The 25,759-nt window shown below is 68.7% G+C and carries 23 protein-coding genes and 1 riboswitch; of the genes, 9 read left to right on the top strand and 14 right to left on the bottom strand.

The genetic code is table 11. The annotated features are described in order from the left end of the window. Positions 1–45 precede the first annotated feature (45 nt). Positions 46–696: an aa3-type cytochrome oxidase subunit III gene (gene ctaE / locus J2S63_RS00625; protein ID WP_310297241.1), complete on the bottom strand. Its 651-nt coding sequence runs from the start codon at positions 694–696 to the stop codon at positions 46–48. A gap of 98 nt (positions 697–794) precedes the next feature. Here ctaE and J2S63_RS00620 point away from each other — a divergent pair, with 98 nt between their 5' ends. The 4 genes from J2S63_RS00620 to J2S63_RS00605 are packed head-to-tail and all read left to right on the top strand — an operon-like array spanning position 795 to position 5,004. Then, on the top strand, positions 795–1,745 hold the full coding sequence (locus J2S63_RS00620; RefSeq protein WP_310297238.1) for a cytochrome c oxidase assembly protein: 951 nt from the start codon (positions 795–797) through the stop codon (positions 1,743–1,745). Between the two features lie 10 nt (positions 1,746–1,755). Then, positions 1,756–2,175: an Rv3143 family two-component system response regulator gene (locus J2S63_RS00615; protein WP_310297235.1), complete on the top strand. Its 420-nt coding sequence runs from the start codon at positions 1,756–1,758 to the stop codon at positions 2,173–2,175. A gap of 19 nt (positions 2,176–2,194) precedes the next feature. After that, the gene (gene trpD, locus J2S63_RS00610) at positions 2,195–3,235 is read left to right on the top strand and encodes an anthranilate phosphoribosyltransferase (protein WP_374725093.1); all 1,041 of its coding nucleotides are present in this window, start codon (positions 2,195–2,197) and stop codon (positions 3,233–3,235) included. Next, the gene (locus tag J2S63_RS00605; protein WP_310297230.1) at positions 3,232–5,004 is read left to right on the top strand and encodes a hypothetical protein; all 1,773 of its coding nucleotides are present in this window, start codon (positions 3,232–3,234) and stop codon (positions 5,002–5,004) included. The genes trpD and J2S63_RS00605 overlap by 4 nt, the downstream gene beginning before the upstream one ends. A 20-nt stretch (positions 5,005–5,024) precedes the next feature. On the opposite strand, the gene J2S63_RS00600 is transcribed toward J2S63_RS00605, so the two are convergent. The 9 genes from J2S63_RS00600 to J2S63_RS00560 form a co-directional block, all read right to left on the bottom strand. After that, positions 5,025–6,005 (bottom strand): glycosyltransferase family 2 protein, encoded by a 981-nt coding sequence (locus J2S63_RS00600; RefSeq protein ID WP_310297227.1) that lies wholly within the window; start codon positions 6,003–6,005, stop codon positions 5,025–5,027. Between the two features lie 12 nt (positions 6,006–6,017). Further along, positions 6,018–7,004 (bottom strand): Gfo/Idh/MocA family oxidoreductase, encoded by a 987-nt coding sequence (locus J2S63_RS00595; protein WP_310297224.1) that lies wholly within the window; start codon positions 7,002–7,004, stop codon positions 6,018–6,020. After that, entirely contained in the window at positions 6,997–8,070 is a 1,074-nt protein-coding gene (locus tag J2S63_RS00590) for a DegT/DnrJ/EryC1/StrS family aminotransferase (RefSeq protein ID WP_310297222.1), read from the bottom strand. Before J2S63_RS00590 ends, J2S63_RS00595 begins: the two co-directional genes overlap by 8 nt. 23 nt (positions 8,071–8,093) lie before the next feature. Continuing rightward, positions 8,094–8,672: an acyltransferase gene (locus J2S63_RS00585; RefSeq protein ID WP_310297219.1), complete on the bottom strand. Its 579-nt coding sequence runs from the start codon at positions 8,670–8,672 to the stop codon at positions 8,094–8,096. Further along, positions 8,669–10,117, bottom strand: coding sequence for a DUF2142 domain-containing protein (locus tag J2S63_RS00580; RefSeq protein ID WP_310297216.1), 1,449 nt, complete (start codon positions 10,115–10,117; stop codon positions 8,669–8,671). The genes J2S63_RS00585 and J2S63_RS00580 overlap by 4 nt, the downstream gene beginning before the upstream one ends. A gap of 95 nt (positions 10,118–10,212) precedes the next feature. Then, positions 10,213–11,145, bottom strand: a complete 933-nt coding sequence (locus J2S63_RS00575; RefSeq protein WP_310297214.1) for a glycosyltransferase family 2 protein — start codon at positions 11,143–11,145, stop codon at positions 10,213–10,215. A gap of 116 nt (positions 11,146–11,261) precedes the next feature. Further along, complete coding sequence (locus J2S63_RS00570; RefSeq protein WP_310297210.1) at positions 11,262–14,609, bottom strand: Ig-like domain-containing protein; 3,348 nt, start codon at positions 14,607–14,609, stop codon at positions 11,262–11,264. 291 nt (positions 14,610–14,900) lie between these two features. Next, a complete protein-coding gene (locus J2S63_RS00565) occupies positions 14,901–15,179 on the bottom strand; it encodes an Lrp/AsnC family transcriptional regulator (protein ID WP_310297207.1) in 279 nt (92 codons plus the stop codon). Between the two features lie 40 nt (positions 15,180–15,219). Further along, positions 15,220–16,959 carry a DEDD exonuclease domain-containing protein gene (locus J2S63_RS00560; protein WP_310297204.1) on the bottom strand — a complete coding sequence of 580 codons (1,740 nt, stop codon included), beginning with the start codon at positions 16,957–16,959 and terminating at the stop codon, positions 15,220–15,222. A gap of 128 nt (positions 16,960–17,087) precedes the next feature. On the opposite strand from J2S63_RS00560, the gene J2S63_RS00555 reads away from it, so the two are divergent. Continuing rightward, positions 17,088–17,336, top strand: coding sequence for a hypothetical protein (locus J2S63_RS00555; RefSeq protein WP_310297201.1), 249 nt, complete (start codon positions 17,088–17,090; stop codon positions 17,334–17,336). Positions 17,337–17,620: 284 nt separating this feature from the next. Here J2S63_RS00555 and J2S63_RS00550 read toward each other — a convergent pair whose 3' ends face one another. Next, positions 17,621–19,453: an LTA synthase family protein gene (locus J2S63_RS00550; protein WP_310297198.1), complete on the bottom strand. Its 1,833-nt coding sequence runs from the start codon at positions 19,451–19,453 to the stop codon at positions 17,621–17,623. 284 nt (positions 19,454–19,737) lie between these two features. Further along, a riboswitch (cyclic di-AMP (ydaO/yuaA leader) is annotated at positions 19,738–19,876 on the top strand. Between the two features lie 7 nt (positions 19,877–19,883). Here J2S63_RS00550 and J2S63_RS00545 point away from each other — a divergent pair. From J2S63_RS00545 to J2S63_RS00530, 4 genes are all read left to right on the top strand, one after another. Beyond that, positions 19,884–20,873 (top strand): C40 family peptidase, encoded by a 990-nt coding sequence (locus J2S63_RS00545; protein WP_310297196.1) that lies wholly within the window; start codon positions 19,884–19,886, stop codon positions 20,871–20,873. Positions 20,874–21,004: 131 nt separating this feature from the next. Further along, on the top strand, positions 21,005–22,201 hold the full coding sequence (locus tag J2S63_RS00540) for a gluzincin family metallopeptidase (RefSeq protein ID WP_310297193.1): 1,197 nt from the start codon (positions 21,005–21,007) through the stop codon (positions 22,199–22,201). Further along, complete coding sequence (locus J2S63_RS00535; protein ID WP_310297191.1) at positions 22,198–23,442, top strand: M48 family metalloprotease; 1,245 nt, start codon at positions 22,198–22,200, stop codon at positions 23,440–23,442. Before J2S63_RS00540 ends, J2S63_RS00535 begins: the two co-directional genes overlap by 4 nt. Beyond that, positions 23,439–24,425 (top strand): glycosyltransferase family 4 protein, encoded by a 987-nt coding sequence (locus J2S63_RS00530; protein WP_310297188.1) that lies wholly within the window; start codon positions 23,439–23,441, stop codon positions 24,423–24,425. The genes J2S63_RS00535 and J2S63_RS00530 overlap by 4 nt, the downstream gene beginning before the upstream one ends. A gap of 47 nt (positions 24,426–24,472) precedes the next feature. On the opposite strand, the gene J2S63_RS00525 is transcribed toward J2S63_RS00530, so the two are convergent. From J2S63_RS00525 to J2S63_RS00515, 3 genes are all read right to left on the bottom strand, one after another. Continuing rightward, positions 24,473–24,676 carry a Flp family type IVb pilin gene (locus tag J2S63_RS00525; protein WP_310297185.1) on the bottom strand — a complete coding sequence of 68 codons (204 nt, stop codon included), beginning with the start codon at positions 24,674–24,676 and terminating at the stop codon, positions 24,473–24,475. Between the two features lie 34 nt (positions 24,677–24,710). After that, positions 24,711–24,911 carry a Flp family type IVb pilin gene (locus J2S63_RS00520; RefSeq protein ID WP_310297182.1) on the bottom strand — a complete coding sequence of 67 codons (201 nt, stop codon included), beginning with the start codon at positions 24,909–24,911 and terminating at the stop codon, positions 24,711–24,713. Between the two features lie 185 nt (positions 24,912–25,096). Further along, a complete protein-coding gene (locus tag J2S63_RS00515) occupies positions 25,097–25,744 on the bottom strand; it encodes a response regulator (RefSeq protein ID WP_310297178.1) in 648 nt (215 codons plus the stop codon). Between the last annotated feature and the right edge of the window lie 15 nt (positions 25,745–25,759).

Here is a 25,759-nt window from a genome sequence, read left to right as displayed (position 1 = left end):
TTCCTTTGTCCGTCTGCGGAGGGGCTCGGGTGGATGGTGCTGGGTCTACTTGAGGATGTAGACCGTGGCGAACAGCCCGATCCACACCACGTCGACGAAGTGCCAGTAGTACGAGACGACGATCGCGGTGACCGCCTGCTCGTGGGTGAACTTCTTGGCGAGGTACGTCCGCCCGAGGACGTAGAGGAAGGCGATGAGGCCGCCGGTCACGTGGAGGCCGTGGAAGCCGGTGGCGAGGTAGAACAGCGAGCCGTAGGCCGAGGACGGGATGGTGACGCCCTCGTGGATGAGCTCGGTGTACTCCAGCGCCTGGCCGCCGATGAAGACCGCGCCCATGCAGTAGGTGAGGATGAACCACTCACGCAGGCCCCAGCCGCGGACGTTGAAGACCTTGCCCTTGCGCCCGACCTGGCCGCGCTCGGCGGCGAAGACGCCCAGCTGGCAGGTGAGGGAGGACAGCACCAGGATCGTGGTGTTGACCGAGGAGAACGGCACGTTGAGCTTGGCCGTCTCCTGGCTCCACAGCTCGGGCGACACCGACCGGATCGTGAAGTACGCCGCGAAGAGCGCCGCGAAGAACATCAGCTCGGAGGCCAGCCAGATGATGGTGCCCACGCTCACCATGCTCGGACGGTCGTGATGACCGTGGAGACGGGACGCGGGAATCACAGCAGTTGATGTCGCCACGGGGGCCATTATGTCGACAACAGCCCCTCAAAGCACCACGACCCCCATGCTCGGAGGGTCATCTTCTTCACACAGGTGAGCCAGGGCGCGCGACCTAGGCTGGAACCGTGCTGCTGACCCACACCGCGTCGACCCCCTCGCTGCCCCCGTTCGGGCTCGGCGCGGTGTTCACCGAGTGGGGAATCGCCCCGTTCCTCACGATTGTCACGGTCTGGGTGGCGGGCGCCTACCTCCTGGGGGTGCGGCACCTGCACCAGCGGGGCGACGCCTGGCCCGTCGGACGGACCCTCGCGTTCGTGGGCGGCGGCATGGGGACCTTCTACTTCGCCACCTCGTCGGGCCTGGCGGCCTACGACACGACGCTGCTGAGCGCCCACATGGTGCAGCACATGCTGCTCTCGATGCTGGTGCCGCTGATGCTCGCGCTGGGCGCCCCCGTCACGCTGGCCCTCCGGGTGCTGCGCGGCCGGCCCCGTCGCGCCCTGCTCGCGGTGCTGCACTCGCGCGTCGTACGCGTGCTGTCGTTCCCGCCCCTGACCTTCGCGCTGTTCGTGCTGTCGCCGTGGGTCCTCTACTTCTCCGGGTGGTACGACGCGACGCTGCGCTCGGAGTACCTCCACGAGATGATGCACATCCACCTCGTGCTGGTCGGCTCGCTGTTCCTGTGGCCGCTGGTCGGGGTCGACCCGGTGCCGGGGCGTGTGGCGTACCCGTTCCGGATGCTGCTGATGGTGATGACGCTGCCGTTCCACGCCTTCCTCGGGGTGACGATCATGGACCAGACGACGCTGCTCGGAGGCGACTGGTACCCCTCCCTCGACCTGCCGTGGCTCCCCTCGCCGTACGCCGACCAGCACCTGGCCGGCGGGATCCTGTGGGGCAGCGGCGACCTGGTCGGCCTGGCGTTCTTCATCGTGCTGTTCACCCAGTGGGTGCGGAGCTCGATGAAGGAGGCGGAGCGCGAGGACCGGCGCCTCGACCTGCTGGAGGCGAGGGCGCGCAGGGACTCGCCGGTGGTCGAGCCCAGTCGAGACCAACCCGCGTCGAGCGACCGGTAGCATCGCCCGCGTGAGCCAGACCGCATCCAGCCCGACGCTGAAGGTCCTCGTCTACAGCGACGACGTCAACACGCGCAGCCAGGTCGTGCTCGCGCTCGGGCCGCGGCCCCACCCCGACCTGCCCAAGGTGGAGTACGTCGAGGTGGCGACCGAGCCGATGGTCATCGAGCACATGGACGGCGGGTCGATCGACCTGGCCATCCTCGACGGCGAGGCCGTGCCCGCCGGCGGCATGGGCATCGCCCGCCAGCTCAAGGACGAGATCTACAACTGCCCGCCGGTGCTCGTGCTGACCGGCCGCGTCGAGGACGCCTGGCTGGCGACCTGGTCCCGGGCCGAGGCAGCGGTGCCTCACCCGATCGACCCGCTGCGGCTCGCCGACGTCGTGGTCCGGCTCCTCCGGGCGCGCGCCGGCGTGGCTGCCGGCTGATTCCGCCGGGTTGTCGACCGTGGAGCCCGGCACGTCCTGGCCCGACCTGATCACCGCTCTGATCGGCGGGTCCGACCTGACCCGCGCGCAGACCGGTTGGGCGATGAACGAGATCCTCTCCGGCGAGGCGACCCCGGTGCAGGTGGCGGGCTTCGTGGTCGCCCTGCGTGCCAAGGGCGAGACCGTCGACGAGATCGCGGGGCTGGTGGAGTCGCTCTACGAGCACGCGGTGACGCTGTCGCTGCCGGGGCGCTGGCTCGACGTGGTCGGCACCGGTGGTGACCGGTCGATGTCGGTCAACATCTCCACCATGTCGGCGGTCGTGGCCGCCGGGGCCGGCGCGCCCGTGATCAAGCACGGCAACCGGTCGGCGTCGTCGAAGGCCGGTGCGGCCGACGTGCTCGAGGTGCTCGGGGTGCGGCTCGACCTCTCGCCCGAGCAGGTCCGGTCCGTCGCGGAGCAGGCCGGCATCTCGTTCTGCTTCGCCCCCGCCTTCCACCCGGCCCTGCGCCACGCCGGCGTGGCGCGACGCGAGCTGGCCGTCGCCACGGTCTTCAACTTCCTCGGCCCGCTGGCCAACCCCGGCTCACCCGCCGCCCAGGCGATCGGCTGCGCCGACCTGCGCATGGCGCCGATCATGGCCGGCGTCTTCGCCGACCGGGGCGTCGACGCCTGGGTGTTCCGCGGCGACGACGGGCTCGACGAGCTCACCACGACGACCACCTCGCGCCTCTGGGCCGTGTCCGGTGGCCAGGTCACCGAGCACGTCGTCGATGCGGCGGTGCTCGGTCTGCCCCGCTCCACGCCGTCGGACCTGCGCGGCGGGGACGCCGAGCACAACGCGGCCGTCGTACGCCGGGTGCTGGCGGGGGAGCAGGGCCCCGTGCGCGACGCGGTCGTCCTCAACGCCGGCGCCGCGCTCGCCGTACACGCAGGGGGTGGGGGTGACCCGCTCGAGGCGTTGACCGCGGGAGCCCGCCGCGCTGCGGCGGCCATCGACTCCGGCGCCGCCGCCGACGCCCTCGACCGGTGGGTCGAGGCGTCCTCGTCAGCGCAATGACGGGCCGCCGCGCGAATCTCATCGCGCTGGGCGTTGGTGCGGGTCTGATCTGCGTCTGGGTCGCGGCTGTCCTAGCGATGCTCGACCGTGGCTTCGACCTCAGTGACGAGGGGTACTACCTGCTGTCATATGAGCACTGGCGAAGTCTGACCAGGACGCACAGTGGGAACCAGTACGTGCTCGGACCGATCTTCAATGCGCTGCACGAAAGCGTGCCGGCTCTCCGTGGCTTTCGACTGGTGTCGGTCCTGGCCTCCTTTTCGTGGTTCGCCTGGGCATTCGTCCGCTGGGCAGATTGCCGCGAGCTCTGTCAGCTGTCACGACTTGGCAGGGTCAACGTCGCTGTGTGGGTGGTGGCAAGCGCAGGCGCGACCTATGCCTGGTCCCCTCTCAGCCCGGGCTACAACGACACAGCGATCGTGGCGTCCGCTGTCATCGCTGCATCGATCCTGCACATGGTCAGTGTCGGACCCGGAGAGCGCGTGAGGTTGTGGCCAGCTGTCGCGTGCGGAGTCGCAGCGCTCGTACTGATATTGGCAAAGTGGACCGCGGGAATCGTGGCAGTGGTCTGGCTCGCCTCGTGCGTGATCGTCTCGCTCAGGGCGGGCCGGCGAGCCGCGACGCGGCGGGTGGCCTTCGGGTTCTTCGCAGGGCTTCTCACTTCCTTGGGAGCACTACATGTGGCTGTCATTCACTTGGGCGAGGCGGTGCCTCCCATGCTCGAGGTCAACAGAATGCTGGCCGGCGAGAACTACTCGCCGCTGTCGTTACTCGGTCTCTATGTTCAAACTGCAGCGCGGCAGTGCGCAGTGGGGGCGCTGATCGCCCTTCCGCTCATCGTCGTCGGTGGGCTCCAACGAGCGACTTCGAAGCGTGCACCACGGATGGGACTGGCGATCGCGCTCCTAGGCGTACCCGCGACGCTGGTGCTCTGCTTCCCTTCGACTGCCGGTGTCCCGGGGGTCGGTGCCACGGGCCTGGACACGCTCATCTCGGCGCTGGCGGCCTTGTGCGCGGTAGCAGCCGTTGGAACCGTCAGCCTCAGACGTTCGCGTCGTATGGCGGTCCGTCTCCAGGACTTCCAGCCGATGAGGCTCGAGGACTCGGTGATCCTCTGGGCGCTGTGTGGGCTCCCGCTTGCGCAGGCAGCTGGGTCGAACAACCCGGTCTTGTACGTGGCTCTGGCCGGCTTTCCCTTCTGGGTGGCCTGCCTGGCCCTGCAACTTGCGCGATCGCGGGAACGAGCGCTCGCGTGGACCCTGGCGGCCTCTGCTCTGGGTTGGGCCGTGACAGTTGCTGCAGTCGCCGGAGCATTGGGGACCATGCTTGCGCCGTACCGGACCGCGGGCTTCGCAGAGGCAGACACCTCTATCGCAGGCGAGGGCCCGGCCGAGGGTCTGCGGGTGAGCGCTGCCGAAGCGGCGAGGGTGCACCGCGTGCGTGAGGCACTTGACGGCATCGATGTGGCTGGTCGCCCGATGATCGTCTATGACGAGCTTGCGGGCCTGACCTGGCTCCTCGGAGGCGAGCCAGTGGGGGAGGCATGGTTCGGCTCTGACAATCCTCGACGTTCAGCGGCCGCAGTCGCCTCGGCCTGTCAGAACGGAAACCCGTGGGGAACGCGACAGCCAGTCATCATCTTTTCGCGCACCCCCACTCGCCAGGATCTTCAGGGACTGGCGGCTTGCGACATCGACCTTCGTCGGAACTATCTACAAAAGTCAGTCTCCGGGTGGTCCCCCGTGTTGAGGGTCTACGTCCCTCATTGACGACGGCGCGGAAGACCTGCTTACTCCGGCACGTCGGCGCGAATGACCCGAGCGACGGAATACAGCGGACGCTGTTGGACCTCTGTGTAGACCCGACCCAAGTAGCTGCCGATGACCCCCATCATGATGATCTGAATGCCTCCGAGCATGAAGATGCCGACCCCGAGAAATGCCCATCCGGGCACGGCCCGCTCGGGCGTCAGCAGTTTGACTCCCAGGATGTAGACGGCACCGATAAGACTGAGCAGGGAGATGAGGAAGCCCAAGCGAGTGATCAGCCGCAGCGGCACCGTCGAGAAGCCGGTCACCCCGTCGGCCGCTAGACGCAACATCTTGCGCAGGGGATAGCCCGTCCGGCCACCGTGACGGGGATCTCTGTCAAAGGTGACTGCTTCTTGTCGAAAGCCGACTTGCGCCACGATCCCGCGTAGAAAGCGGTTGCGTTCCTGGTAGCGGAGTACTTCCTGCAGTACCCGTTGGTCGATCAGTCTGAAGTCGCCCACGTTTCGGGGGATCTTGGTCTCGGAGAGATGGTCCAACGTCCAATAGAAGCCGTAGGCGGTCGCGCGCTTGATCGCGCCGTCCTTACGGGAGGCCCGCTCGGCGTAGACGACCTCGGCACCGGCCTCCCAGCGCTCGATCAGGCGCATCGCAACAGAGGGTGGGTCCTGTAGATCGGTGTCCATGATGACCACGGCGTCGGCGTCCTGGCACATGTCCAGCCCTGCCGTGATGGCGATCTGATGCCCGAAGTTCCGCGACAGCGAGACAGCAGTGACTCGCGGGTCCCGACGAGCGATGTCTCCCAGGTGGGCGAGAGAGCTGTCTGTGCTCCCGTCATCGATGTAGACAAACTCGTAACGAAGGTCTTTGCGTCGGTCGGTAGCGCGGGTGAGCGCGAGGTGGAACGCTCCGATACTTGCCACCTCGTTGAAGACGGGAAGCACGAAAGCGACGACTCGCGTCGCTGCGGCGTCTCGGTCATCCTCCGGGATCGGCACTTGTCCGCACCTCTACAGCTGTTGGGTAGTACCGATGCGTGCGGACTCCTTCATGGCCGTGGCCACCAGCACCACGTCGCTGGCCTCCTGCATCGTGACGACGTCGTTGCGCTCGCCGAGGACCGCGTCGCGGAACGCCTGGAGCTCGACCACGAGCGGCTCGGGCTTGGCGATGGCGTAGCGGATCATGTCGCCCTGCACGACACCCTGGAAGGACTGCATCGTGTCCCAGGCGACGGGCTGGACGCCGTTGGCGAAGAAGGTCAGGTCGGCGCTGACGGTGTCGGCGACGAAGCTGCCGCGCTCGCCGCTGACGACCGTGACCCGCTCCTTGAGGGGCGAGAGCCAGTTGACGATGTGGTTGGCGACCACGCCACCCTCGAGCCCGGCGACGGCCGCGACGAGGTCCTCGTGCTCGCGGCCGGACCGGTGGGCCGTGCGGGCGGCGACGGAGGTGTAGGAGCGGCCGGTCACCCACGCGGTCGAGTCGATGTCGTGGGTCGCGAGGTCGAGGATGACCCCGACGTCGGCGATGCGGGCCGGGAACGGGCCCTGGCGGCGGGTCGCCACCTGGTAGAGCTCGCCGAGCTCGCCGTGGGCCAGTCGCTTGCGCAGCTCCTGCAGCGAGGGGTTGAACCGCTCGATGTGGCCGACGCACCCGACCAGTCCGCGGTCGGCGAACGCCTTGGCGAGCGTGGCGGCAGCGTCGACGTCCGCTGCGACGGGCTTCTCGACCATGGTGTGGACGCCTGCGGCGGCGAGCTGCAGGCCGACCCTGAGGTGGGTCTGGGTGGGGGTGGCGACGACGCACAGGTCGACGCCGACCTCGAGCATCTCCTCGATGCTGTCGCAGAACCGGACGTCGTCGGGCCGCTGGTCGGCCGGCACGTGGGGGTCGACGATCGCGACGAGGTCGACGCCGGCCAGCTGGCGCAGCACTCGGCTGTGGTGCCGGCCCATCTGGCCCAGGCCGATGAGGCCCGCTCGGAGCTCAGCCACGGGCCACCGCCTGGTTGACCGAGTCGATCACGCGCTGGACCTCGTCGTCGGTCAAGCGCGGGTGGATCGGCAGGGACAGCACCTCACGCGCCGCCCGGGCCGTCTCGGGCAGGTCGTCGTCGGTGGCGTAGGCCGGGAGCTGGTGGTTGGGGATCGGGTAGTAGACGTCGGCCCCGATCCCGTCGGCCTGGAGGGTGGCCAGGACGTCATCACGACGCTCGACGCGCAGGGTGTACTGGTGGAAGACGTGGTCGCTCCCAGGTCGGACGAAGGGGACGGTCACGCCCTGGAGCTCGGCGGAGTAGCGGGCGGCGATCTCGCGGCGGCGGTCGTTCCATGCCGCCAGGCTGCGCAGCTGCACCCGCCCGATTGCGCCGGCGATGTCGGTCATCCGGTTGTTGAGGCCGGCGATCTCGTTCTCGTAGCGGCGCTCCATGCCCTGGTTGCGCAGCAGCCGGACCTTGCGGGCGGTCTCCTCGTCGGCGCAGACGACCATGCCGCCCTCGCCGGTGGTCATGTTCTTGGTGGCGTAGAAGCTGAACGCGGCGACGTGGCCGAGGCTGCCGGCCGGCCTCCCGTCGTACGTCGAGCCGTGGGCCTGGGCGGCGTCCTCCAGCAGCAGGAGCCCGTGACGCTCGGCGACGGCCTCGAACGCGTCCCACTCGGCGGTCTGGCCGTAGAGGTGCACCGGCATGATCGCGCGGGTGCGCTCGGTCACGGCCTTCTCGGCCGAGGCGGGGTCGAGGCAGAACGTGTCGGGGCCGATGTCGGCGAAGACCGGCGTGGCCCCCGTCATCGCGACCGAGTTGGCGGTGGCGGCGAACGTGAACGAGGGGACGACGACCTCGTCTCCCGGTCCGATGCCGCTCGCGAGGAGACCGAGGTGAAGCGCGCTGGTGCCGGAGTTGACCGCGACGCACGTGCGGCCGCCGACAACCTCGGCGAACTCCTGCTCGAAGGCGGCCACCTCGGGGCCACCCACGATCCGTCCGCTCTCCAGGACCGCGGTGACGGCGGCGATCTCGTCGGGACCCATCACGACGCGGACTGCGTCGACCCTGCTCATCAGGTGGTGACCTCTCGTTCCGGTCAGGCCGGGCGCAGCGTCCCGTCCTGCTCGACGAAGCGGGCACCCGTCGCCGGGCAGACCCACTCGCCGTCCTCCTGCTCGAGGCGGCGGCCGGCGGGACCGACCCAGCCGATGCGGCGGGCGGGGGAGCCGACCACCAGAGCGTAGTCCGGGACGTCCCTGGTCACGGTGGAGCCCGCGCCGACCATCGCCCATCGGCCGATCGTGACCGGAGCCACGCAGACCGAGCGGGCCCCGATCGAGGCGCCCTCACGGATCGTGACGCCCACGGCGGTCCAGTCCGAGGCGCTCTTGGCGCGGCCGTCGGGGGAGACCGCACGGGGGAACTCGTCGTTGGTCAGCACCACGGCCGGGCCGATGAACACGCCGTCCTCGAGCTCGGCCGGCTCGTAGACCAGCGCGAGGTTCTGGATCTTGACCCGGTCGCCGATGCGGACGCCCGTGCCGACGTACGCCCCACGGCCGACGATGCAGTCTCGGCCCAGCACGGCGTCCTCCCGGACCTGCGCGAGGCCCCAGACCTTGGTGCCCTTGCCGATGGTGGCCGAGTCGGCCACCACCGCATCTGCAGCGATCACGTGTCAGCCCCCTGCGGCTCTCGCGGCCGCTCCTCAGTGATCTCCCGATAGGCAGGGACCTGGCCGGCAGCCGTGGCCCACAGCACGGCCGACCCGATCGCCACCAGAAGGGTGACGATCCAGACCGGCACCAGCACCCAGGCGCCGTCGGCTACCCCCGGGCTCAGTCGACGCTCGCGCGCCATCATCGTGCTGAGCCCCAGCGTCTGCATGAGCACGAAGAGCATCAGTCCGATGAACGCCGCGTCCGGACGGATCCGGCGGCGGGCGCTGGCCATCGTGGACGCGGCCAGCAGGACAATCCCGATCGCAAACGGGAGGGTGTAGCGACCCTGCCACGCGATGCTGTAGTCGGCGTACGTGCGATAGGTGATGACCGACGGGACGAGGATGCTGAGCCACACCGCCACCCACGTCGCTCGACGCACGTGGGGGTTCGCACCGCGTCGCATCAGGATGAGCAGGGCGAAAAGTAGGCCTAGCCCGGCCACGTACACAGGCATCGGCGCGAGGTTGACTCGGGTGGGGAAGGCGGCGATGGCTTGGAACACCCAGACGATGTTGGCTTTCAGCACGAGGGCCAAGAGCTCGAGACGTCCGATCGGGTCCACGTCCTCCGAGCCAATGGTCAAGGAGCCCTGTGTGCGGGTCCAGGCCACCGAAGCCAGGCCGCTCAGGGCGAGCACCGCCGTCGCGGTCGCCGCGGGCGCCGAGCCCCAAATGACTCTCCTGAGCCGGGCGCGCGGAGGGCGGGTCGCGACGAGGGACACCAACACGATCAGCAGCGCCCACAGCGGCCCCAGTGACCGCAGCAGCAGGAGCATCGAGCCGGTGACGGCGTAGGCCGCCAGGACGATGGAGGGCAATGCCTCCGAGTCATCGCGACGGAGGAGGTCGAGCACCGCCACCCAGAACGCCAACCCACACGCGATCTCCAGCCCGTTGGGTGCGACCATCGCGGTGCTGAAGAGGGCGACCGGGGTCATCGCCAGGACACCCCCGAGCAAGAGCCAACCTCGCTGCCAGCGGTCGCGGGCGCGGCTCGCCACCCAGAACGCAGTCATGACGACGAGCCAGCAGAGCACCAGGTCGGCAGCGCGCATGACGTAGTGAGCGGTGACGCCGTTGAAGGGCAGGGCCGCGGTGCCGACCAGGAAGTAGAAGATCGGGTTGTAGCGGCCCGCGCCGCTGGGCATCCGCACCATGTCGGCGTCCGAGGAAGGCCGGCATTCGGCGGCCTTGGTGTACGGCAGCCGCTCACACTCGTCGTGTGCGGCTTCGACGATGTCACGAGGAGTGCTGACCAGGGCTCCGGTGCCCCGCGTGGCGTCGCTGGGTTTCGCCCACCACTCTCCCCGCGCCACGGCAGCAGCCCGATAGGTGTGGTCGAACTCATCGACCCCGGCGAACGGCGGCACGGCGAACAGCCAGCAGACCTGGATCACGAGGAGAGCGAGGCCGAGTCGGCGGAGTGGACGCTCCGTCGTCCCGATCGCCAGGACGCGACGGCTGAGATGCAGGACTCCTGCCGGGGGTGGTCTCACCGGCTGCCCTCCTGGATGTCGAGATAGAGGGACATGATGAGCAGGTGGACGCCGGTGAAGAACGGCACCACGCTCAGGACTACGGTGCCGGGGCTCGCCACCGGAGGGCCAAGGGTGTTCACCACCACGAAGACGCCGACGGCGAGCCCGAAGAGTATGGCCGCGAGCCCGGAGAAGAACATCAGCGCGACGGGTGAGAAGGACTGCAGGACGTACTTCCACCACATGCGGTGCCAGAACCCTCGCCAGAGCTGGCGGAGGATCCGGGGCGCCACCTTGCTGAGCTTCATGCCTGAGACCTCCTCCCCATAGATCGCGGGGATCGGCACGTCACGGGCCGGCACTCTCAGGATGTTGAGCTGGATCAAGATGTCGTTCTCAAACTCGTAGCGCCGCGCGATGCGCTCGAACGGAAGCCGTTCCAGCGCTCTGCGGTGGATCGCTGTGTAGCCGTTCTGTGGATCGAACAGGTTCCAGTAGCCCGAAGCCGCCTTGGTCAGGAACGACAGCACCACGTTGCCGAAGATCCGGTGGCGCGGCATGCCCTTGAACGAGCCGGGCCCGTAGAACCGGTTGGCTTTGGTGAACTGGGCCTCGCCGTCAGCGATGGGGTCGAGCAGGGCAGGCAGGAAGTCGGGGTCCATCTGTGCATCGCCGGCCATGATCGCCACGACGTCCGCTCCCAGGTCGAGGGCACGCGTGTGGCCGGTGAGGATGGCGCCGCCGACACCCTGGTTCTCCCTCAAGGTGATCAGCTCGACCCGAGGGTCGTGCACGGCCCGCACCGCGTCGGAGGTTCCGTCGGGGCTGGCGTCGTCGATGATGACGATGTGGTCGACGATGCTCGGCATCGTCGTGATGACCTTGCCGATCAGGCGCTCTTCGTTGTGCGCCGGTACGACGACCGCTACCCGCATGTCGCGGTACATGTGTCCGCCTCCCACTTGTGATCGAGCCGCTGTCTCGCGTCTTGGCTCACGGTATTGCTGGGGACGCACGAGCACGGGCGGGACACCCCGTGGGTGTGCCGCCCGTGATGTCGTGGCTACTTGCCGAGGACCTTCCAGGACGTCGCGACCAGGCTGTTGCCAGCGGGGTCCTTGATGCCCGTAGTAAGACGGACGTAGTAGGTCTTGCCCTTCCGGAGGTTGGCCGACGGGTTCAGTACGGCGGATGTGCCCGTGCTGTTGAGGGTCACGACCGCCGGCAGCGGGTCGGGAGTGCCGCTGCGGTAGAGCCGGAAGGTCGAGGTCGACACCTTGGTGACCTTCTCGCTGAACCTCGCCGTGAAGTTCGTCGTGACCGCCACGTTCCCGGTCGGCGTCTTGCTCGTCACCGTCGGTCTGACGGTGTCGACCGAGAAGGATCTCCAGCTGGAGGCTCCGAGCTGGGCCCCGGATGCGTCCAAGGCGACAACTCGCCACTGCCAACTTCCCTGAGCGAGCGCCTGACTGGGAGCCCAGGCGAGGGCAGGAGTAGTGACACTCTCGGCGTTGCTGCTGGCACCGGGTGCCCTGCGCTCGAACCGGTACTTCGTCGCCCGAGCCACGGCTCCCCAGGTGAAGTAGCTGTTCGTCGGAGCCACATAGGCGCTGGCAGACGGGCTCAGGAGAGTCGGCTTGGCGCCGACGATGGTGAACTGGGCAGCGGATGTTGACAGCGAGGACCAAGCAGCGCGGTTGCCGCTCGCGTCGTACTTCCGGACTCGCCAGCGGTAGGGCGAGGTGCTCACTGGCAGGGGGTTGGTGCTGAGCACCAGTGCGGCCTGCGAGCTCGACACCGAGACGACGCGGTTCGCCGGCTGGCCCAGCGTGTCGTCGTTCTTGTAGATCTCGATGTCGTAACCCGCTGCGTAGTCGAGCGGCTGCCATCGGAACGGCTCCGAACCGGACACTGCCCGCCCGTTCGGCATGACGGTCAGCATCGGTGCTGGCGATTTCTTGATCACCTTGTAGGTAGGGCTCGGGGCCAATAGGTTGCCGGCAGCGTCGACCGCGCGCACTCGCCAGTAGAGCACTCCGTCGGGGTAGGCCCTGGCGAACGCTGTGAAGGTGGTCTGGTCGACGTCACGAGTCTCAACCACTGTCGAGAAGTTCGGTGTCGTCGACACCTCGACTCGATAGGTCCTCGCCTCAAGACGGCCCTTCTCGTCGACGCTGTCCATCTCGGATGCGGAAGGGTCGTCCCAGTTCGTGGCCTTGTAGTCCTTCCAGGAGAAGTTGATCTCGTCAGGGATCGTCGGCACCGTCGCGGTCGCATCAACAGGTGTCCCCGTCGCGTTGACTGGCACACCCGGAGCCAGGCCTTCGACCGGATTGCTCAGCTTGTTGAAGGCCCAGCGGGCAGGCGACTGCACGGTGGACCGACAGACGGGGAAGGACTTCGAACCGCGGCAGGCCTCGACTGTCCAGTAGTAGGCATCCGATGCCTGTGAGTCCGGAAGCTCCGCGGGTCGCATGTACATCGGCTGGTCGACCAGAACTGAGTTCGCGACCGCGTTTGTTCGGTTCCGGTCGTGCCAGAGCTGCACTCGGTAGAAGCCCGCGTCAGTGACCGGAGACCAGCGCAGCACCGGCGTCTGACGGGTGTTCTCGCACCGTTGGTCCAGCACCGCAGTACAGGACGTGGCATTGTCGTTGGATGCCAGGCCACTCATCGCCACGCGTTGGTCCTGCGTCGCGGGGAACTCGACGATCTTGAAGGTGCGCGGGTTCAGCGTGCTCGTCAACTCGTTGTTGTCGATGTCGTACGCCGTCACGGACCACTGGTAGGTCGCAGAAGGCAGATAGGTGGTCGAGTCGTCTTGCCCCTCGGGGTAGGCGAAGGTCTCGCCGAGATCAGCGAATCCCGAGATTCCATTGGCCAGTCGGACGCCGATCCGGTAGGTGGCGGCCCCCGCGACGGGGGTCCATGACAGGGTCGGGAATCGCTTGAACTCGGTGCCGTCGACAGGTCCCGTCGGCTCGGGTGTCGTAGCCGTTGCTGCATCTGGGTCGACGAGGTTGAAGGTGGCCATCGCCGCGGGGAGAAGGCCTGCACCGACACGACCCGAGACGGACACTGGCTTCGCGTACCACCGGTAGGTCTTTCCAGCCTCAAGGGCCTTCCGCGGAGTGTAGGACGTGGCGTAGGTCGTGGCGCCATTCACCACAGCCACGTTGTCCGAGGTCCTGTACACGTAGACCCGATAAGAAGCTGCTCCTCTCACGGGATCCCACTTCAGCGTAGGAAAGGTGACGGACTCACCGCCGCGCGGGATGACCGTGCTCATGTCGACACGGTCCGGGTCGTAGGAGAACGTCCAGATCGGCGAGAAGATCGCCTCCGACTGGACGCTGGGGGTGCGCGGGTCGTCGAGGCCGACCACGCGCCAGTAGTAGGTCCCTGCTGCCGCAGGGAAACAGTCGTTGAGCTCGCTGGGAACGAAGGTCGTGGTCTGCGTGATGCACGAGTCGAAGAGATTCTGGAAGTCCGTGTCGGTGTCGATCTCGAGCCGGTATCGACTTGCGTGAGCCATCGGTGTCCACTGGAAGTAGATCGGGTCCCTGACCACCGGCGGGGTGCCGGCTTGGAAGCTCCTACCGGGGTACTCCAACGTCGGCTGGTCGGGCCAGTTGCGCCGGAAGGTGCCCGTTGGCACAGAAGACCAGTCGAGAGTCTGGTTGGCGGCGTTGACCGGTTGCACCCGCCAGTAGTACTGGTCGTTGTCCAGCGTTGTCGGGGGCGAGTACTTGGTACCGACGATGTTGGGGACCTGGAGGTCGAACGTGTTGAAGTTCTGGTCGGTGCTCACCTGCAGGTTGTACGACTTCGCACCCTTGACGGGCTTCCAGTCCAGGACGACGTCCTGCACGGTCTCGAGCCCGCTCGCCCCGGGGGAGACCAGCTCGGGCGCATCCATGCCGGTGGTGCCGTAACGACGATAGGGCGAGAACTCCGTGTAGATGCCCGAGCCGAGATCCGCCCGAACACGCCAGTAATACGTGTTCTGGAGACCTGGTGCATCCGCTAGCACAGACGAGGTCGTGGGGGTATATGTCTTCAGGATGGTGCTGAAGGCCTCGTCGGTCGAGATCTCGACGCTGTACCTCGTAGCGCCAGGGGTCGGTGTCCAGCTGAGGACCACCGGGTCGTCCGGCTGATCCAAAACGGCGCCATCAGCCGGAGAGATCAGAGTTGGACCACTTGAGCGGCTGTGGTCGAAGTAATTGGTGCTCCACTCACTTGTGCCGTCGCTGTTCCTGGCTCGCACCTCCCAGAAGATCGTGCCCACGGGCAGGGCCACATTTGGCACGACTTGACGGTTCACCGTCGTGGTGGAGTACTTGACGCTGGAGCTGGTGAAGGACTCATTGGTTGCGACCTTCACCTCATAGGTTTTGGCGCCAGACACGCGAGTCCACGACAGCGTCGGCGAGCCTCCCACTTTGGCCCCTGCGGAAGGCTTCAAGCCCGTGGGAGATCCCGGCGTTGCTGCAGCTGCGCTCACGGTGCTCAGCCCGGTGAGGGCGAGACTTGCTACGACGCCAGCAGCAAGAGCAGAAGTCACACGAAGCTTCACGAGCCCCCCAAAGAAAGCACCCCGACAGGACAGGGGTGAGAGTCGCACCCACGATAAGTGAACTTACGGACAATCAGGCGGAAAAAGGGACGTTGGTCCGCCGAAAATGAGCCGTGTGGAGGGTCAGTCGAGACCGAGGGAGAAAGCCGCTTCGAGGTCGTGGCTGGAGTAGGTCCGGAAGGCGATGTGCGTCTCGGTGGCCGTGACGCCAGGCACCTTGTTGACCTGGTCGGCCACCACGTTGGCGATGTCCTCGTGGTTGCGGACGCGCACCATGACGATGAGGTCGATCTGCCCGGTGACGGAGTAGACCTCACTCACGCCCTCGAGAGCGGCCAGCTCGGCGGCCACCTCGGGGATCCGGTTGACCTCGGCGTTGACGAAGACGATCGCGGTGATCACAGGGCCACCGTAGGCGATGACGGCGCGGGCGGGGCACCACTCAGCCGAACGGGTCGAGGTCCACAGCCGCGGGGGAGTAGGAGGCGGTGTGGCGCTCGGCGCCACGCACGGGGCATGACCAGTCGCCGTCGACGTGCACGAGTCGGACGCCGTCGGACTCCAGCCACCGCAGGAGCGTCTCCGCCTCCTCCGCCGAGGCGGCCGGCAGGGGCCCGAAACCGGGCAGCACGGTCTCGGCCGAGGCGGACAGCTGGGTGACCCAGAGGGAGGCATCTGCGCCGCGCGGGATCACTCCGGCGGCAGCCAGTCGACCGTGCCGGATGACGTGCACCCGCCACTCGCCGTCCTCCCTCCGAGCGGCGACGATCTCGGGACAGCGCGTCAGGGCGTGCAGGCGTTGCGATCGAGTGGCGCCCCGCAGGAACGCGGTCAGACGGTCGCGGAAGCGGGAGGCCTCCTCGAACCGCTCCTGGGCCGACAGCAGCCGCATCCGTTCGTCCAGCGGCTCGATGACAGCAGACGGGCACGCACGCAGGGTGTCGCGAACCGCTTCGACGGTCTCGGCATAGGTCGCCTCGTCCACGCTCCGGTCGCAGGGGGACAGACACTTGCCCATCTCGGCCAGCACACAAGGGGAAAGGCTGGGCCTCTTCGCCATCCGACCCGTGCACTGGCGGAGCGGGAACGCCTCGTGGAGCGCGTCGAGTGCCTCCTCGGCGGCTCGACGCGAGCGGAAGGGCCCGAGGTAGTCGGCGTCGTCGTCGAGCACGCGCTTGACCAGCGAGAGCCGCGGCCACGGCTCGTTGGTGAGCTTGAGCCAGGTGACGCGCTCAGGGTGCCGTGAGCGGCGGTTGAACGACGGCTTGTGCAGCCCGATGAGGCGGATCTCGCGCACGTGGGCCTCGAGCGGGGTGGCGCAGGGGATGCCCTCGACGCGCTCGGCGAGGTTGACCATCTGGCCCATGCGCGAGCGGGTCTCCGAGGCGGTGAAGTAGCCGCGAACGCGGGTGCGGACGTGCTTGGAGGTGCCGACGTAGAGGACCCGGTCGCGCGCGTCCCGGAAGAGGTAGACGCCGGGGCCGTCCTGGAGGTGCTCGGCGAGGTGACGCTTGCGGCGCTGGGCAGTGGTCACCCGGGAGGTGTAGGTGCGCAGCTCCTCGACGGTGTGGACCCCGAGGTTGCCCAGTCGCCCGATCAGTCCGTGGAGGACGTCGACCGTGGCGCGAGCATCCGAGAGGGCGCGGTGGTTGGGCGTCGTCGTGGCTCCGAAGACGACGGCCAGCGAGGAGAGCTTGCAGTTGGGTGCCTCGTCGCGCCGGACGATCCGGCGCGCCAGCACGGCGGTGTCGACCACCTCGAACTTGGGCCACGGGCGCTGCTGCTCAGCGCAGGCGTGCTGGAGGAACCCCATGTCGAACGGCGCGTTGTGGGCGACCATCACGCAGCCGGCAGCGAACTCGAGGAACTGGGGGAGGACCTGCTCGATGCGCGGGCTGGTGGCCACCATCGAGTCGGTGATGCCGGTCAGCACCGAGATGAACGCCGGGATCGGTTCGGCCGGGTTGACCAGGGTCTGGAACTCGCCCAGGACCTCTCCGCCGCGCACCTTGACGGCACCGATCTCGGTGATGCGGCAACCGGCCTTGACCGACGCGCCGGTGGTCTCGAGGTCGACCACGCAGAACGTCACGTCGCGCAGCGGCCGGCCTAGCTCGTCGAAGGAGAGCTGCCGCTCCCACCCTCGACTGCCCTGAGGCGTCGGCTCCGCTGTCGTGGTCATGGCTGTGAAGGTAGGTCGGACGGCCGACAAAACCGTTCCACCACGCGGGTGATCATCGCGAACCCGACGACGCGTAGGCTGGCGCGCGGCCTCGCCCCCGACGTGAAGAGTGAGACTCGATGCCTCCGATGCTTCCCGACTCGACCAGCCGCTGGCGCTGTGGCGGGTGCGGCAACCTGACCCGGTTCGACGTCGTGCGCAGCCGGCGTACGACGGAGTTCTGGCACTTCGACCTCTCCGGTGACCACGCCATCGAGGACACCGAGGTCAACACCGAGGTCGTGGAGAGCGTCACCTGCCGCTGGTGTGGTCGGGACGACGCGGTCGAGCTGGTGTCCCGAGCCGAGGCGACCACGGCCGCGCGTCAGGAGTCCTGACCACCGCTCTCCACGTTTTGTCGGTGGGTCCCGTCATCGTCGTGCTCGCTCGACGAAAGGAGCCCGACATGGCGGTGCACATCGACTGTGACCGGTGCGTGGTGCGCGGTCTCGCATGCCACGACTGCGTGGTGACGGCCTTGCTGGGCCCCCCGCCCGAGGCAGGGTTCGACGACGACGAGAGCCGAGCGCTGGCGGTCCTCGCTGAGTCCGGCCTGGTCCCGCGTCTGCGAATGGTCACGCCCACCTCCGGCCCTGAGACCGCGTGCGGGTGAGACCTTCGCTCAGTGCGTCTGCGGGAACATCTGGTCGACGGCGTAGCGGTGCCCGATCGAGAAGTCGTACTGCACCAGGCGGTAGTCCCGAAGGAGCCGCTTGGCCTCCGGCGGGAGACCGCTCTCGGTGACGCGCCGTCCGTCAGGCAGGTAGTACTCACCCTGCTCCATGGCCGGGATCTGCTCGTGCAGCTCGAGCAAGAGGCGGTAGTACGGCGGCAGCGGGAGTCCCAGCTCCTGCCACAGGAGCGGGAGGAAGTAGATCGGGCTGGTCAGGTCCTCGTGGCGAGCCGGCAGCCGCTTGCCGTTGGACCACAGGAAGTACGGCGTCTGCCGAAGGGTCAGCCCCTCCTCGGCCATCGCCTTGGAGCCGGCCCAGAACGACGGCAGGTGGTCGCCGAAGAACACCACGGTCGTCGGCTCGTCGAGCTGGCGCAGCGATGCCAGGAAGTTCTTCATCGCGCGGTCGGAGTACTCCAGCCCGCGGGCGTAGTTGGCGAGCTGGTCCTTGCGCGTGCCGGTGATGCCGGTGACCGGCATCGGGTCGGGATACTGCCCCTTCATCGGGTAGTGGTTCTGCATCGTCACGAGGTTGACCAACGCCGGGCCGTCGGCGTCCCGCAGCTGGTCCAGCACCTCGTCGAACGCCGCTCCGTCGGAGATGAAGCGACTGGTCGGCTCGATCCTCCGGCGGTGGACCATCTTGTCCTTGGACACGAACCGATCGAAGCCGAGGACGGGATAGACCGCGTCGCGCCGGTACATCGTCGGGATGAAGGGGTGCACGCCGACCGTGGGGTGGCCCTGCTGCTTGGCGTAGCCCACCGCCGACGGGTAGGACTTCATCTTGTCCACGAGCATCTGGTAGGGCGTGTTCATCTGGGGCAGGAACTGCGAGAGCGACTGACCCGTCAGCGTCTCGAACTCCATGTTGGCCGTGCCGCCGCCCAGGAGCTGCGCGAGCATGTTGCCGGAGGTCGTGCGGCCCATCAGGGCCCTCGTGTAGGGGATGGGATCGCGCTCGAGATGGACGCGATGGAGCCGGGTGGGGTCGGAGAAGGCCTCGCTCAGCACGACGACCACGTTGGGGGTGACCGTCGACCCGCCCGCCGACTCCGACGCTGTCGGCGCCGCGTAGCGGGCGGCGATCTCGCGCATCGTGGCCGCGGAGTATCCCTTCGGCTCCCTCATCGCCGGCACCGGCATGTTGTAGAGGAAGCCGGCCACGAAGCCGTTCTGCTTGTAGTTGGCGCTCTGGGCCCACGGCTTCCAGTGGACGCCCGCCTTCTCGTAGGCGCCACGGGCGAAGCTGCCCGCGTGGTTGAAGCCGTGCAGGGAGACGAGGAACGAGAGGGCGACGGCACCGACCACGACGCGTGAGGCGTGCCAGCCGAGCCACAGGCGCCGCTGGGTCCGGTCGGGGTGGGGGAACCATCGCCGGAGGAGTCGCCCGAGCAGGGCGGCCCCCACGACGACGCCGGCGGCCCCCAGCAGGCCCACGGCGACGTACTGGGGACTCACCATCTCGGTGAGGAAGCCGGGCTCGCGCAGGAACGCCACGTCGGAGGGGTAGACCGGCTCGCGCCGGAGCTCGAGCTTGGCGTGGTCGGCCGCGGCGACGATCAGGCAGAGCGCCAGCAGCACGCCGCAGCTGGCGAGCAAGCGGTTGGTCAGCGCGGTCAGCACCGCGAGGAGCGCCCCCAGCACGACCGAGGACAGCAGGAAGACGCGCTGGACGTCGTGTCGTTCCACGAGCTGCTGGAAGGAGGCGTCGGTCCGCCAGTAGTTCAGCAGGACGTTGCACGCCATGGTCCAGACAGCTGCGAACGAGACCGCGGCCACGATCTGGAGGATCCAACGACGCGTCGGGCGCGGCTCAGGATCGGGTGAAGGCGGGCTCTCCACCTCCGTGTCAGTGAGGGTCACGGGTGTCCAAGGGGTCGGTCGGGAGTCATGGACTGGTCCGACGGGTGTCTCCTGAGTGCATTGTTCATGACACACGGTGAGCAGGAACACACGACACGTGTGACGTGGCCGATTGGACTCGGTCACGTGACTTACCTATGTTGCTTGTCGGCTTCTGTCCCAGTCGACGACCCGTCGGCGCGGGAGCCGCGCTTAGTCCGCGCAGCGCGCCGCCCATCCCGGCAGCGTGCGAGCGGAGCCGGGGACCCACGTCCTTGGGGTGAATCGGAGCTTGCTCCGTAGGGTTTCTTTGCCGCCCGAACCCGTCAGCTAACCCGGTAGGCGTCAGACAAAGGAGACAGCTGACGTGGCTCACGCCAGCAGAAATCACGCTGCCCGCGCCCTGACGGCGATCTGCCTCGGCGCGACGGGCGCCACCATTCTCACCGCAGCCCCCGCTCTCGCCGACGACGTCGACCAGGCGCAAGCCAAGGTCGAGCACATCAGCCACGACCGCAAGGCCGTGGCACGGACCGCCCAGCAGAACCACAGGGCTCTGTACAAGGCTCGCTTGAGCCTGTCCGTCACCCGCGCGGAGCTCCGCTCCTACCGCATGGCTCTGGTCGAGGTGCAGGACCGCGTCCAGGCGATGCAGGACGAGGAGGGCTCGTCGATCGGGCGCGCCCTGAGCGCCGCCTCCGAGGTCACCACGGCGCCGGACCCGGCCGAGGCCCTGGACGACGTGCAGGCCGAGATGACCGAGGACGCCGAGGCGCCCGAGACCGAGGACTCCCTCCAGGACCGTCTCGTGGAGCTGCGTGCCGCCTCGACCAGGCAGGAGACCCGCGTCCGGGTCCTCACCACGCGGGTCCAGCGGACCAACCGCCACCTGGCCGACGTCAAGGCCTCGCTGTCCCGCGCGTACGCCGCTCTGAAGGACGCCAAGGACGAGGCCGCCGCGGCCGAGGCCGAGGCCGAGGCACAGGCTCCGGCCGCCCCCGCTGCGTCGAGCGGCGCCGCCGCTGCCGTCGCCTACGCGATGGCCCAGGTCGGCGACGCCTACGTGTACGGCGCCGCCGGTCCGGACGCGTTCGACTGCAGCGGCCTGACGATGGCTGCGTGGGCGCAGGCGGGCGTGGCGCTGCCGCACTCGTCGAGCGCGCAGATGGGCTCGGGCACCCCGGTGTCGATCGAGGCCCTCCAGCCCGGTGACCTGGTGTTCTACTACAGCCCGGTCAGCCACGTCGGCATGTACATCGGCAACGGCCAGCTCGTGCACGCCGCCAACCCCAGCACCGGCGTGCAGGTCACCTCGGTGAGCTCCATGCCGATCGCGGGTGCGGTCCGCCCCGGCTGAGACCTTCCAGCACGAGATCGAGCCCCCGGCGCGTCGTCCGCGCCGGGGGCTTGCTCGTGCCCACGACAATGGGAACCGTGCCACCTCACCCCCGGTCGCGACGCACTCGCGCCGTCGTCGTCCTGGTTGCCGTGACCGCACCGCTCACGGTCGGGTGCACACCTGAGCACCAGGCCGACCTGGGCAAGCCGCCCGCGTCCGTCGCTCCCGAGGACCTGCGGGACGACGGCGCAGCTGACCTGGTCGCCGACCTCGAGCAGGCGATGAGCCGTCCCGCCGCCGTCGATCGGGTGGCGAGTGCCAGTGGCAGCGCACGCGCCGAGCTGGTCGCCGCCGCGGCCAACGTGCGTGCCCTGGGCCTCCGCGACGTCGGGCTCCGCTACCTCGCCCCCTCGAGCACGACGATCTCAGGGCCCGAGGAGGCCCGCTTCGGCGCGGCCGCGTGGCTCGCCGACGTCCAGGTGTCCTGGCGGCAGCCAGGGGTCGACCGCCGCGACGCGCTCCTCACCGTCCCGATGGTGCTCACCGGGGAGGGCGAGGACCAGGAGTTCGCCTCGTTCACCACCGTGGGCTCCGAGCACGTGCCGCTGTGGCTGCTGACCCGGCTGGCCGTCGTACGCCGGGAGCGCACGGTGGTGGCCGCCCCCACCCAGGCGGCGGCACGCCGGCTGTCGGCCCTCGCCGAGCAGGCTGTCACCACCGTCCGCCAGACGCTGCCCCAGTGGCGCAGCAGGCTGCTGGTGCAGGAGGCGCCCAGCCAGCGGGTCTTCCAGCTCGCGGCCGGCCTGCCCGCGGAGCAGGCGCGTGCGGTCGCCGCGGTCACCACGACCCCGGACGGCTCGGGTGACCCCGACGCGCGTGGTCAGGTCTACGTCAACCCGCGGCTCTACGACCCGTTGGCCGACGACGGGCGCCAGATCGTGATCAGTCACGAGTCGGCCCACGTCGCGCTCGGCGCCGCGACCTCGCAGATGCCGCTGTGGCTCTCGGAGGGGACAGCCGACTGGATCGCCCTGCGCCGCTCGACGGTCCCGATGGATCGGCTGGCCAGCCAGGTCCTCGGCTGGGTCAGGGAGAACGGCGGCCCGCGCACGCTGCCGGGTCCGTCCGCCTTCGACGGCTCGGACAAGCGGATCGGCGCGTGGTACGAAGCCGCCTGGCTCGCCGTCAAGCGACTGGCCGACACCTACGGTGCCGAGGACCTGCTGCGGTTCTACCGCGCCACCGAGCGCGCCGGCAGCGCCGACCGTGCCTTCTCCCAGGTGCTCGGGACCAGCGAGGGCGCCTTCGTCCGGGACTGGCGCTCCTACCTGGTGTCCCTGGCATGACCCGTCTCGACCGTCGTGCCGCGTGGCTCGTGCTCGGGGGAGCTGTCGCCCTGCTCGTGATCGGCCTGGTCGTGCTCGTGCCGTGGCACTGGGTGCCTCACGGGACGCTGCGCCCGGTGAAGGAGTCGGAGGCGTTCACCCGCGCCCAGGTGGCACGAGCCCAGGCCCGCGCCGACTACGTCCTGCCGCGGTCGCTGCTGGCGACCGGGCTGTCCCTGGCGCTGGCGCTCGCGCTCGCGGCCGGACCGGTCGGGCGTCGCCTGCGGGATCGCTGGCCGCGACGGCGGTGGGTCCTCGGGGTCGCCGCCGCGACGCTGACCTACACGGTGCTCCGGACCGCCCTGACCACCCCGATCGCCTGGCAGCTGCGCGGGCGCGCCCTCGCCGACGGCCTGACGACCCAGTCGGCCGGGGGCTGGTGGGCTGACCGCCTGACCTCGACCGCGGTGTCGTGGGTGGGGCTGACCATCGTCGTGCTCCTCCTGATCGGGTGCGCACGGAGGTGGCCACGGCGGTGGTTCGTCCCGGCCGGACTGGGAGCGGCGGCCCTGGTCGTCCTGGGGTCGTTCGTCACGCCGCTGGTGGTGGAGCCGCTGTTCAACCACTTCACCCCGATGCCGGCCGGGCCCGAGAGGACCGCGCTGCTCGACCTGGCGCGCAGGGAAGGGGTTGCGGTGGGCGACGTCCTGGTCGCGGACGCGTCCCGTCGTACGACGACGCTCAACGCCTACGTCAGCGGCATCGGCAGCAGCAAGCGCCTCGTCGTCTACGACAACCTGTTGAAGGCTGCCCCGGCCGACGAGGTGGAGGCTGTGGTCGCCCACGAGATCGGCCATGCCAAGAACCACGACGTCCTCGTGGGGACAGGTCTCGGGGCCGTGGGGGCCATGGCGGCGGTGGCCGCACTGGCGCTCGTGTGGGACACCCGGCGCCGACGAGGCGCGACCGACCTCGGCGACGCGTCGGCGGCGTTCGCCCTCGTCGCAGCGCTGGCCTGGGGGACGTTCGTGGCCAGCCCGCTCCAGAACGCTGCCAGCCGCGCCGTCGAGGCGCGCGCCGACCGCGAGTCACTGGCCGCGACCCACGACGCGCCTGCGTTCGAGGCGTTGCAGAAGCGACTGGCTCTGCGTTCGGTGGCGGACCCGACGCCGTGGGAGCCGGCGCAGCTCTGGTGGGGGACACACCCGACCGTGCTCCAGCGGCTCGGCCTGCCGGCGTCCCTCGCGCGAGCCGGCGAGTGACTGCCTTCACGGACCTCCTGCACCCTGAGGGGAAGGTCCTGGTCGTCACCAACGACTTCCCGCCGCGGGTGGGTGGCATCCAGACGTTCGTGCGGCAGCTGGTGGGGGAGCTGCCCCCCGACCGCGTGGTGGTGCATGCCTCCGCGCACCCGGACGCGTCGGCGTACGACGCCGAGCAGTCCTTCGCCATCGTGCGAGACCCGAGCTCGATGCTGCTGCCGACACCGGCCGCGACCCGACGGGTCGTGGCGACGCTGCGCGAGCACGGTTGCTCCCAGGTCGTCTACGGGGCCGCGGCTCCGCTTGGCCTCATGGCTCGCACCCTGCGTTCGGCCGGCGCGCACCGTCAGGTCGCAATCACGCACGGTCACGAGGTGTGGTGGGCCGCCCTGCCCGGAACCCGCGCAGCCTTGCGCCGGATCGCGGCCGACGTGGACGTGCTCACGCACGTCAGCGAGTACACGCGTGGTCGGATCGCGCCCGCGCTGCCGGCGTCAACACGAGAGAAGTTCATCCGGCTGTCTCCCGAGGTGGACCGCTCGCGGTTCCACCCTGGCCAGGACGGCTCCGAGGTGCGTCGTGTCCTCGGCATTCCGGCGGACGCTCTCGTCGTGGCCAGCGTGGGCAGGCTGGTCCGACGCAAGGGGCAGGTCGACCTCGTGCGCGTGTGGCCGGAGGTCCTGAGACGCTATCCGGGCTCGCACCTGGTGATCGTGGGGGAGGGGCCAGACCGAGCCAAGTTGGAGCGGATGGTGCGCCGACGCGTCCTCGGTGTCTCGGTCCATCTGCTCGGAGAGGTGCCGGACGTCGTGCCCTATCTCGCGGCGGCGGACGTGTTCGCCTCGCCGTCGAGGGCGCGCTGGTGGGGGCTGGAGGTCGAGGCCTTCGGCATCGTCTACGCCGAGGCGGCGGCGATGGGCCTGGCGCTAGGTGGCTCGATGAGCGGTGGAACTCACGAAGCAAGATGTTCGCAAAAGCGCTGATGGGGACGCCCTCGGGGCGTCCCCATCAGTTCTCCTTGGGCTCAGCTTCAGCACGTAGCGTCGGTCTGCGCGCTTCCCTGGATGCTGTTGCAGGTCTTGTCGAACAGGTCCTGCACCACTCCTCCGAGAGCGAAGACGATGATCACGATCAGCGCGGCGATAGCGACTGCGAGCAACCCGTACTCGACTGCACTGGCACCGGCCTCGTCGCGCTCAAGGCCGACGAGCCGTCGACGAGCGCGACTGATCATGAGTGGTCTCACCGACGCTGTGACGTTAGTTGGCTCAGCTGCATGCAGCGGTCGTGTTGGCGCTCGCCTGGATGGAGGTGCACGTGTTGGTGAAGACTTCCTTCACCACCCCGCCGAGGGCGAACACGATGAGGACGATGAGGGCCGCGATGGCGGCGACGAGGAGGCCGTACTCGACGGCGGAGGCGCCCTGCTCGTCCTTGCGGTTCACGAGGCGCTGGAGGTGCTGCAGCATGGTGGATCTCCCAGTGTGAGTTGTGACGTGCCCGGTGACGGGTAGGTCTAGATTGCAGCATGCTGGGGAGCAGAGCATCGGCGGAATGTGTGGAGTGCCCTACCTAAATGGACGAACCACCAGTGGGCCCCTAGTCCGTTCGGGCTACGACCCAAGGTCCCTTCGGAGGCACGGGCAGATCGGGTCTAATCGCCCATCTGGTCGGACAACAATCCCGATCGCACCGCGATCATGATCGCCTGGGCGCGGTTGGCGGCCCCGAGCTTCTCGTAGATCTTCGAGATGTGGGTCTTGGCCGTCGACTCCGACACGAAGAGCTTGCGGGCGATCCCCGACACACCGAGCCCCTCGGCCAAGAGTGTCAAGACCTCGGACTCGCGCTGAGAGAGCTGAGGACCGCTGGGCGCAAGCCGGCGCTGCATGGCGCTGGCGAGGTCGGCCGCCGCAAAGCTGCGGGGCGAGACACTCGCGTGGCGAGCTGCCGCGATCACGTCGTCGGACGGACTGTCCTTGGAGACGAAGGCCGAGGCCCCGGCCTCGAGCGCACCGAACAACTGCTCGTCGCCGGCATACATAGTGAGGACGACGATGCCGACCTCCTGATTGTCCGCGCGGATCGCCTTGGTCAGGTCGAGGCCGGTGCCGTCCGGCATGCGCACGTCAGTCACGATCACGCTCGGGTTAAGGGTGCGCGCGAGCCGTAGACCCTCGGCCACGTTGCCTGCTTCGCCGGCGACGGAGAAGTCCGGGGACCTTTCAAAGGCCCGGGCCAGCCCCTGCCGGATCAGCTCGTGGTCGTCCACGAGCAGCACCGTGAGACGGTCCTCGGTCATGTCATCCCCCTCCGA

The organism is Nocardioides marmoribigeumensis, assembly GCF_031458325.1.
GTDB classification, from domain to species: domain Bacteria; phylum Actinomycetota; class Actinomycetes; order Propionibacteriales; family Nocardioidaceae; genus Marmoricola_A; species Marmoricola_A marmoribigeumensis.
Note: the sequence above shows the minus strand (reverse complement) of the source record. Positions and strands in the feature narration are given on the sequence as shown.

Excerpts from the sequence above, each read along its gene's own strand:
- ctaE (WP_310297241.1), bottom strand. The coding sequence starts at position 696 with ATGGCCCCCGTGGCGACATCAACTGCTGTGATTCCCGCGTCCCGTCTC.
- J2S63_RS00605 (WP_310297230.1), top strand. The coding sequence starts at position 3,232 with ATGACGGGCCGCCGCGCGAATCTCATCGCGCTGGGCGTTGGTGCGGGT.
- J2S63_RS00590 (WP_310297222.1), bottom strand. The coding sequence starts at position 8,070 with ATGAGCAGGGTCGACGCAGTCCGCGTCGTGATGGGTCCCGACGAGATC.
- J2S63_RS00575 (WP_310297214.1), bottom strand. The coding sequence starts at position 11,145 with ATGTACCGCGACATGCGGGTAGCGGTCGTCGTACCGGCGCACAACGAA.
- J2S63_RS00560 (WP_310297204.1), bottom strand. The coding sequence starts at position 16,959 with ATGACCACGACAGCGGAGCCGACGCCTCAGGGCAGTCGAGGGTGGGAG.
- J2S63_RS00555 (WP_310297201.1), top strand. The coding sequence starts at position 17,088 with ATGCTTCCCGACTCGACCAGCCGCTGGCGCTGTGGCGGGTGCGGCAAC.
- J2S63_RS00535 (WP_310297191.1), top strand. The coding sequence starts at position 22,198 with ATGACCCGTCTCGACCGTCGTGCCGCGTGGCTCGTGCTCGGGGGAGCT.
- J2S63_RS00525 (WP_310297185.1), bottom strand. The coding sequence starts at position 24,676 with ATGATCAGTCGCGCTCGTCGACGGCTCGTCGGCCTTGAGCGCGACGAG.
- J2S63_RS00520 (WP_310297182.1), bottom strand. The coding sequence starts at position 24,911 with ATGCTGCAGCACCTCCAGCGCCTCGTGAACCGCAAGGACGAGCAGGGC.
- J2S63_RS00515 (WP_310297178.1), bottom strand. The coding sequence starts at position 25,744 with ATGACCGAGGACCGTCTCACGGTGCTGCTCGTGGACGACCACGAGCTG.